The following is a 3,514-nucleotide window of genomic DNA, read 5'->3' as shown; positions in this document are numbered from 1 at the left end:
CAGGAAACCCGGGGCGGGCATCACCCGCGCAACTTTTTATCCGGTTTTCGCGGCTACCTGCATGTCGATGGGTACTCGGGTTATCATAAGGTAGCGGGTGTCACGCTCGTCGAGTGCTGGGCACACGCCCGGCGCAAGTTCGATGAGGCACTGAAGGCTTGCCGGACGGCAAGCAGAAGGCAGCTGTCACCGCGCGTGAAGGACTGGACTTCTGCAACCGCCTGTTTGCCATTGAGCGTGATTTCTCGTTTAGTTATTCACGCAGACCAGGGGCTATACCCCTGAGGCGTCGCCGGGGCTACCGTATATCGGAAATCCCGAAGTTGTACGATCGTGCGCGACTAGCCTAGTGGGGGGTGCTGGACAAATCCGCTGCGTTTCTTGCTTGGGAGGCCTTACCCCGCCGCCTCAAGTCCGTTTTGGTCCTATGCAACGTTAGAAACAACTAATGTCGATTTGTTTATTTGACAGAAAGATGCTGCAAGATCAGGGAATACTACCACCATCATTCGAAGGAGTGATTTGATGAACAGACCTGGTTTTCGAACACTTTTCGTGATTAATTGTTTATTCCTGATTTTGGTGGTGAGTATTGCGACTGCGCAATCTAAAGGACGATTCTACTTTGAAGCACGTGGAGACGTGGTATGGGATGTGCCTACAGATCAAAAAGTCATTGCTCTGACATTTGACGATGGCCCAAATCCCCGATATACCCCACAAATATTGGACTTGCTGAAACAACACCACGCGAAGGCCACTTTTTTTGTAACAGGATTACGCGTGCAAAAATATCCGGAACTAGCAAAACGAGAAGTCCTAGAAGGGCATGAACTGGGGAACCATACCTATAGTCATCCCAGTATGCGGCAGATATCTTCGGAAAAGTTGCAAGACGAGTTAACAAAAGCAAATCAGGTAATCAATCATGTGACCGGACAACAGACGCATCTTTTTCGTCCGCCCGGCGGTCATTATGACGAAACGATTGTGAATACAGCCAAACAGGCCGGTTATATGGTTGTCATGTGGTCATGGGATCAGGACACGCGCGATTGGGGCAGACCGGGAGCAGAAAAGATCGTCCGTACAGTGCTTTCCAACATCCACAATGGCGACATTGTATTATTTCATGATCATGGCGGCAACCGCAACCAAACGATTGCCGCTCTGCGAGAAATTTTGCCTGAACTGCAACAGAGAGGGTATCGATTTGTCACTATTTCAGAGTTACTACACATGAAAGAAACCACGAAACCTTCTGAAAATAGGAGGTGAGATCGTGATCCCTGATGTCGGAATCACGCGGCAAAGCCGTTGCCTCGTAACGACCGGGCTTATGCCCCTCCCCCTCGCAGAGTCCCGAGGTTGTACAATCGTGCACGGAAAATCCGAGGGGCGGCGCTCAGAAGCCGTGAGTCATTTCTTGCCGGACGGAGGCTGTACCCCCTCTCGTACCAATCGTTGAATCGATCGGTTTGAATGGATTGTCCAATGAATGCAAAAGAATCGCCTTGAATAGCGGAAATTCGGGCGCTCAAATCGGCAGAAAGTGGAGGAATTCGGGCGTGAGCTGTTCGGCATCTCTCTCGCCCGCGACAATTCGTCTGTCGTGAACTGGGACATCGAAGGTAGCTGGGGCGGCATGATTTCCGTGGGTATCGGCGGCCCAATTACTGGCACTGGGCAAGGGGCCGATTTACTTTTGATTGATGACCCCGTCAAGAACCGGAAGGAAGCCGACAGCAAAACCTACCGGGACATGGTCTGGAACGAATACCGGAATACCCTGTTCACGACCCGCTGGGCCGGAATCCCGGCGATCCTCTCTGGCCTGAGCATGGATTTGACAGGAATGGCTGGAGGGAACCAAGCAAGCAGTTGGCTCCCAAGCGTGGACCGCTCTCTATCAGCAGCGTCCTTCGTCGCTGGGGGGTAGCCTGTTTGATGAGAAAATAGCACATCCAGCGATTTTCATTGGTCATATTGTGCCCGCCAGGGGCATGGGGGTTTAAGCGGTATTGGTGGCAGTTCTATACGACACCGCCCGGTCGGTTTGATGAGCTGCTGTAATCGTGGGACTGTACGTTTAAGGATACCGATTCCAGTGACTATGTGGTTGGTCAGGTATGGGGCCGCGCTGATGGTGATTTTTATTTGCTGGACCAAGTCCGGGACAGCATGGAACTACCGGCAAGGCAAACGGTCCGGCGGTCATTCAAATGCTGCATCTCAAGATTCCGGGGATGCTGACCATGAATCCGGAAGGCGGAAAAATCGTCCGGGCGGCCGCCGTGTCACCGGTTGTGGAAGCCGGGAACGTGTATCTACCGCACTGGAGTATCGCACCGTGGATTCACGATTTCATTGTGGAATGTGCGGCATTCTCCAACTGCGCAAACGACGACCAGGTGGACGCGATGACGCTAGCGGTCATACGTCTGATGAACCGAAGGGTGCAGATTTTTGTGTAGGGACTGGTTCGACAGTTGAAGAAGTATTTTTTGGTCTGTTTGGCATTTTTATTACGGGAATAATACAGCCGGGCGGGTTATGGAGGTGTCCTATGAACATTGGATGGAACATTGAAACATACTTGAATCTGAGTCTATTGATAATCGGTTTGGCGGGATCAATTTTAATCGCTGCGAAGGATTGGAAAAGTTATGCTGTTTTATTTCTGATCAGTGGGGTTGCCGGAAATATTTTCTGCTATCTCTTTCTGAAAATAGGGTTTTATTCGTTCCCTTACCGTTTAATTCCGGGGATCTCGAAAATGCCAGTATTCGAGATCCTAACCATTGTTCCCTCCCTGGTACTCTTCGCTGTCCGTTATAGCCCGGTTGAATGGAAGTGGAAAATCCCTTTTTATTGGGCTCTTGTTCACATAGTTGTCAGTTTTGAACTTTTTGCGGAAACGCAGACGCGGCTCATAAAATATGAATTTGCTTGGGATATTTTTGATTCTTACGCAACGTGGTGGATTTTCTTATTGGTTTTCGAGTGGGTCGGAGGAATGATGGTACCTGAAGAGTCCAGAACACCGCTAAAAAACGAGTTGTTCAGGTATGGCCAACCTGTTTGGACAATTCTACACGTTGTGTTGATGTTGAGCATTTTTATGTTTGGTTTCTATACGGGCTGGGTTGTTTCACGTGCTCACTAATCCCCGGGATAGGAAATCACCACTCCAAATATGGTTTTAGCACTGCGTTGAGATGTTTAACCCGGATTTCGAAAGTGACATAGCTTTAAATTGCTAAAAAAGTGCCCCAATCTTTGGTAGAATGGTGTTTAACAAGAACAACATCACCCAAAGAAAGGAGCACCTGTTAGGTGAAGTCTACCACAAATACCTCCCAAATGAAAACTGAATTTACGTTAAAGAACGCTACTTCTTACGCCGGTGGCAAGGTTGGTTGTTACCGCTCACGCTATTTGGCGGCGAGTGAGCGGTTTTTTGTCAGGTTCAATGTCGGAGGATTCTTTGGATGATTGTCGTATCATGATCCGT

General features: G+C 49.4%; 4 protein-coding genes and 1 pseudogene. All 5 read left to right on the top strand.

Features of this window, described 5'->3' with window-relative positions; all coding sequences use genetic code 11:
- Positions 1-245: pseudogene (locus C230_RS21640) on the top strand (IS66 family transposase); the annotation flags it as partial.
- A 280-nt stretch (positions 246-525) separates the two neighbouring features.
- Complete coding sequence (locus C230_RS0100685; RefSeq protein ID WP_018130164.1) at positions 526-1,278, top strand: polysaccharide deacetylase family protein; 753 nt, start codon at positions 526-528, stop codon at positions 1,276-1,278.
- A 274-nt stretch (positions 1,279-1,552) separates the two neighbouring features.
- Positions 1,553-1,939, top strand: a complete 387-nt coding sequence (locus C230_RS23200; protein ID WP_026174054.1) for a hypothetical protein — start codon at positions 1,553-1,555, stop codon at positions 1,937-1,939.
- A 283-nt stretch (positions 1,940-2,222) separates the two neighbouring features.
- The gene (gene terL / locus C230_RS23195) at positions 2,223-2,474 is read left to right on the top strand and encodes a phage terminase large subunit (protein ID WP_026174053.1); all 252 of its coding nucleotides are present in this window, start codon (positions 2,223-2,225) and stop codon (positions 2,472-2,474) included.
- Between the two features lie 92 nt (positions 2,475-2,566).
- Entirely contained in the window at positions 2,567-3,166 is a 600-nt protein-coding gene (locus C230_RS0100670; RefSeq protein WP_018130163.1) for a CBO0543 family protein, read from the top strand.
- Positions 3,167-3,514 lie beyond the last annotated feature (348 nt).

Origin of the sequence: Effusibacillus pohliae DSM 22757 (genome assembly GCF_000376225.1) — a bacterium.
GTDB classification, from domain to species: domain Bacteria; phylum Bacillota; class Bacilli; order Tumebacillales; family Effusibacillaceae; genus Effusibacillus; species Effusibacillus pohliae.
Note: the sequence above shows the minus strand (reverse complement) of the source record. Positions and strands in the feature narration are given on the sequence as shown.